Source organism: Lacinutrix sp. C3R15, assembly GCF_018860825.1.
Lineage (GTDB): Bacteria > Bacteroidota > Bacteroidia > Flavobacteriales > Flavobacteriaceae > Oceanihabitans.
In genome coordinates this window covers 1-4,640 of sequence record NZ_JAHKPZ010000003.1, presented here as the reverse complement: position 1 = coordinate 4,640, position 4,640 = coordinate 1, and the positions used below count along the sequence as shown (strand labels likewise).

Sequence of the window (4,640 nt, the reverse complement as noted above, 5' to 3'; positions counted from 1 at the left end):
AAACTTAAGACGTGTATAATTCATGCTTACTTCATCCTTAGAAGAAAAATCTTTATATTTAACTAAATGATTTGATTCAACTGAAAATCCTCGGATTTTCAATCGCACAAATCATACACAAAACCGTTGTAGCCAATATAAGAAACGCCTATGGGAACTTGGGGAACAGGAATTTCTTCAAACGATATTTACGAAGATATTAATTATGAATTCTTTGAATTATATAATCAAGGAATGGAAGTTTCTGCGATAACTGAAAAGTTAATTGAGGAAAATAAAGAATTGATTAATTCCCACGAAGACCAAAATAATTTTTGGATAACTATCGCAAAATCTCAATGGGAATGTAAATCGCTTGACCCAAAAGTTCTTAATCGAATTAAAGATATTGTCGAATCTGGAAAGGATATTGAATTGTGGAAAGAACTTGACTCGTCACAATCTGATTTGACTAAAAGGAAAAAAGTTTTAGACGGTTTTTTAAAAAAAATATTAACGAAAAAAAAGACAGCACGCAAACGTAAAGTAAAAAAATCACGAAATGCGATTTTCGAAAAAGGAGATTGTTTGGTTTTTAAATTAAGTGATGGAGATTATTGTGGAGTTTTCGTGTTGGAATCGGAAAAAGAAACGGAATTTGGACTGAATTTAATTGCTGTAACTGACATTAAACAATCGGAAAAACCAATTGAAAAGGATTTTGAGAATGCAAAATTATTATTTAGACTTGAACAGCAAATAAACAAAGAGTTTAAACCAAAGGAACATATTAGTTGGTATTATGCTCAACATTTCAAAAAATCAGAAACGGAATTTGAAAAAATTGGGCAATTAAAAGTTAATAAAGATTATTATTCAAATAAAGACCATCAGAGTTTTTCGAATTGGGACAATCTGAAATTATTTCAAGATGAATTCTATTCTGACTTTGAAAATAATAAGTGTAAGAACAAAATTAAATTAAGTAGTTTAAGGAAAAAATACTGGCTACAACAACGTATATAATCCATTGCTAGTACTAGCCTACTTACGAAAATCCTCTCGGATTTTCTATTCGGTTTTTATTTGCTAAATTACGTGCTAAACCACGCAACGTATCATATACAAAACCGTTGGCTGTAATGTAAAACGACATTCCCGAAAACAAAGAAAATGACCCAATCTGAACTTATAGTTTTAAATTTTACAGAAATAAGAAGAAGAAGTATAAAACTTTGGAATGGATTACCAGAGAAATATTATAATTGGAAACCTGACGAAAAAGCAATGAGTGCGTCAGAAATGATAAGACACGTTTTAGAGGCTGATTATGGATGGAATATTATTATTAATCAAGGTGATATGACAAATTATAAAACACCTTGGGAAAACCGACCATTCATTAACGTTACTGATGAACTTGAATATGCCGAACCTTATAGAAAAAAATTTATAGAAAGTGTAAGGCAATTTTCGGAAACGGAATTAAACGAAACCGAAATCATTCATCCAGGGAACGGTGAAAAAAAAATACTTGGAAAATATTTATTGCGGATTGGATATCACGAATCAGTTCACGCAGGACAATTTTTATCTTATTTAAGAGCAATGAAAATTGATAGACCAAAAATATGGGATTGAAAAAAAACTACAGCCAACACCATATATAATTTATTGCTTGCTTATTGCCTACTTACGAAAATCCTCGCGGATTTTCTTTGTCAGTAATTATTTACTAAATTAGTTGCTTAAACCACGCAACAAACCATATATAAACACGTTACCCAACATTAAAAGCACATTTGTTATTCATTCAACAATTCAAGTACTAAAGTATGTACTTTTGTACAAGGACAATGTAAATGACTTGGCTTAAGAACCTTTTGATGAAAAACTTCTAATTCTTTTGCTCTTCTAATAGCATCTTCCAATTTACCCTTCATTATTTGATAAGTATACCTTAAAAACATAGATTTACCCTTCATAGATTCGTAATAGTTAAACCTAGGGTTCTTAAACTTATCAACTTCTGGATAATATTCTTTTAAAATATCTGTAAGCCGTTCATAATACTTAGACCTATTATGAAATTCTTCATTAGCCGGATCTATATCTTCAAAATGCAATAATACCCATAATTCAAAATCATCGTTACTCCATGCTGTTTTTATTCCTTTAGAATTTGCAGCAATTATCGAATCATTAAAAGCTGAATCTTTACCATCATCTGGTTCTCTATCTCTATCAAAAACACACCAAACTTGTGCTCCCTCATCTATCTTTAAAACTTCTTGACCATGATCATTAACTTCGATTAAATCACTCTTTCTAAAATACTCAGTTGCATAATCTACTTGAGCATGATGTTGTTTTGCGTTTCCTATAGTTGAAACCTGCAAACCTTCTTTTTTAAATAAATCAAAGTAAGCTGGCTCTACTGCTCCATCTTCACAGAAAATTATAAAAACACGTTTTGTATCTACTTCTCGACTATCGTCTGATTTAATCTCCCAAGGCTCCATCTTCATTAACGTTTTTTTCAATTAAAAAATCTGATAAAACCGGTACTCCTCCATAAAACCCAGCTAAATATTGCTTAGCAAAATCGGCGTCATTTCGAATACCTTTCAAATCAGCTAAAGAATATAATTTCGTTCCCTCATTACTTTCTTTTTCAGTAAAATAGAACTGGTCTCTCCTCATTAGTGAAGCTGACATTAAATTTGTATCATGACTAGTGAATAATAATTGTGCGTTGGCTTTATTTATATTTGGGTCATTAAATAATTTGATAACCTTAATAAGTAAAGAAGGATGAAAATTACTATCTATTTCGTCTAAAATTATAAGACCGCTAACTTGAATATTTAAAGCATGTATTAATAATCCCGCAATATCAAATAATTTTTTAGTTCCTTCAGATTCGTTCTCTTGCATATTAAGAGTTACTACTTTTCCTTCTGCATGACATGCTTTTTTTGTCAAGAACACTTTATCTAAAGAATACTTATCATCTGAATCATTTTCCTTTTTAAAATAAATGTCATTGTAAATGAGACCAAAAGATTTTAAAAAATCAAGAAATCTTGTTTTGAATTTTGGATCCTCAATTTGCTTAATTGAATGAAATCGATAAAAATCACTTTGCAAATTGAATTTAGAGGTAATATACCCTCTAACCATATTTCTAATTTTAGCACAAATATCCTTATTATAAGATGCTGCATGAATTAAAAACAAAGTATGCTCATATTCCAAGGGTGCTATACTTTCATTTCCAGGTAAATTTGTCATATCAATTTCTAAACTCTTTCTTGAAAACAACTTTACTTGATTTACATTTTTAGGACCAAATAACCACTCACTTGTTACTAATTCTTTGCTCAAATTTGAATCATTTTTATAATCTGGATTTTTTTTAACTGTAAATCCATATCGATACTTCTTACCCTCGATTAGTAAAACGATTTGAAAAAATGAATCTTGTTCTTCATAATTATTTTGATATAAGAATGGTTGAGTTAATTTTCCTAGCCTAGATTCAGGACTTGGCAGAGAAGAAATTGCCTCACAAAAATATTCAAATGCTTTAATTATATTACTCTTGCCACTTGCATTTGCTCCATAAATCCCTACTGTTTTTAGTAATCGGGTTTCACCATCAATAATATTATTGACGTCAACTTCTTGATTATCTTTTGAACTTTTTAAATTCGTAGCTACAAAACTTAAAGTTTGTAAATCAGAAAGAGATCGAAAATTTTTAACACTAAATTCAACTATCATTCTTACCTTGATTAATTTTAACAAAAATACAAAATAACAATATTAGAAAACACAATTTTATCTTAATATTTGCGAAATAAACGCAAATTTATAAAAAAACAGGAAATCCTAATAATTAACCTTATTACATATTATAGTTTAAAATGAAAAAACGTTGGGTAACACCGTATATAATTTATTGCTGGCTTCTCGCCTACTTACGAAAGTCCTCGCGGACTTTCTTGGTCGGTAATTATTTACTAAATTAGTTGCTTAAACCACGCAACAAACCATATACAATCACGTTATAAAAAATAGCTTGGAAATTGTAACTTTCAATAAACTGTTTTTATCTAAACATAAATCATTGGATTTTTTTCTTACTCAAATCTGAATAAAACAATCACATATTCTGATCACTCAATTCTCGAACTGAATTGTTCACGCAACAAGTAATCCAAAAAAACTTTTCAGATTAATAGGAACATAATAAGTTATTTACGAAATTCAGTTCACTCCTATTCTGAACTTTAGCTACTTGCGGATTTTTAAACCAAAACAGAAACTACTCTTGCGAAGTTTTTGAAACTTAGGAACTTTTAGCTCGCTAGGAAATGCTTACTCTATCGCAAAATGCTCCAAAGCGTTTTGAAAAAAACACTTTTCGCTATTCAACTGTAAAAGCAAAACACGTTTAGCTTTTCTCCTTTTATTGCGCAACTTAACGGCAAAGCAAAACGTTATTACTCAAATGTTTCGCTACATTTTATAACAATGTGTATAAAAAATTGCTAGATTAGTGCTTAAATTAAGGTAGTTGCTTTTTTGCCAACTTCTGATTTTCCTTCGGAAAATCCTCGCTGACAAAAACGCAACTTTCCATACACGAGAACGTT

The 4,640-nt window shown here is 30.0% G+C and carries 4 protein-coding genes; 2 read left to right on the top strand and 2 right to left on the bottom strand.

The window, feature by feature from the left end:
* Nucleotides 1–150: 150 nt before the first annotated feature.
* The gene (locus KO494_RS00040) at nt 151–1,005 is read left to right on the top strand and encodes a hypothetical protein (RefSeq protein WP_215965537.1); all 855 of its coding nucleotides are present in this window, start codon (nt 151–153) and stop codon (nt 1,003–1,005) included.
* A gap of 147 nt (nt 1,006–1,152) precedes the next feature.
* The gene (locus KO494_RS00035; RefSeq protein ID WP_147678238.1) at nt 1,153–1,620 is read left to right on the top strand and encodes a DinB family protein; all 468 of its coding nucleotides are present in this window, start codon (nt 1,153–1,155) and stop codon (nt 1,618–1,620) included.
* 164 nt (nt 1,621–1,784) lie between these two features.
* On the opposite strand, the gene KO494_RS00030 is transcribed toward KO494_RS00035, so the two are convergent.
* Both KO494_RS00030 and KO494_RS00025 read right to left on the bottom strand, forming a co-directional pair.
* A complete protein-coding gene (locus KO494_RS00030; protein WP_215965536.1) occupies nt 1,785–2,507 on the bottom strand; it encodes an RloB family protein in 723 nt (240 codons plus the stop codon).
* A complete protein-coding gene (locus tag KO494_RS00025; protein ID WP_215965535.1) occupies nt 2,482–3,765 on the bottom strand; it encodes an ATP/GTP-binding protein in 1,284 nt (427 codons plus the stop codon). The genes KO494_RS00030 and KO494_RS00025 overlap by 26 nt, the downstream gene beginning before the upstream one ends.
* Nucleotides 3,766–4,640: the final 875 nt, after the last annotated feature.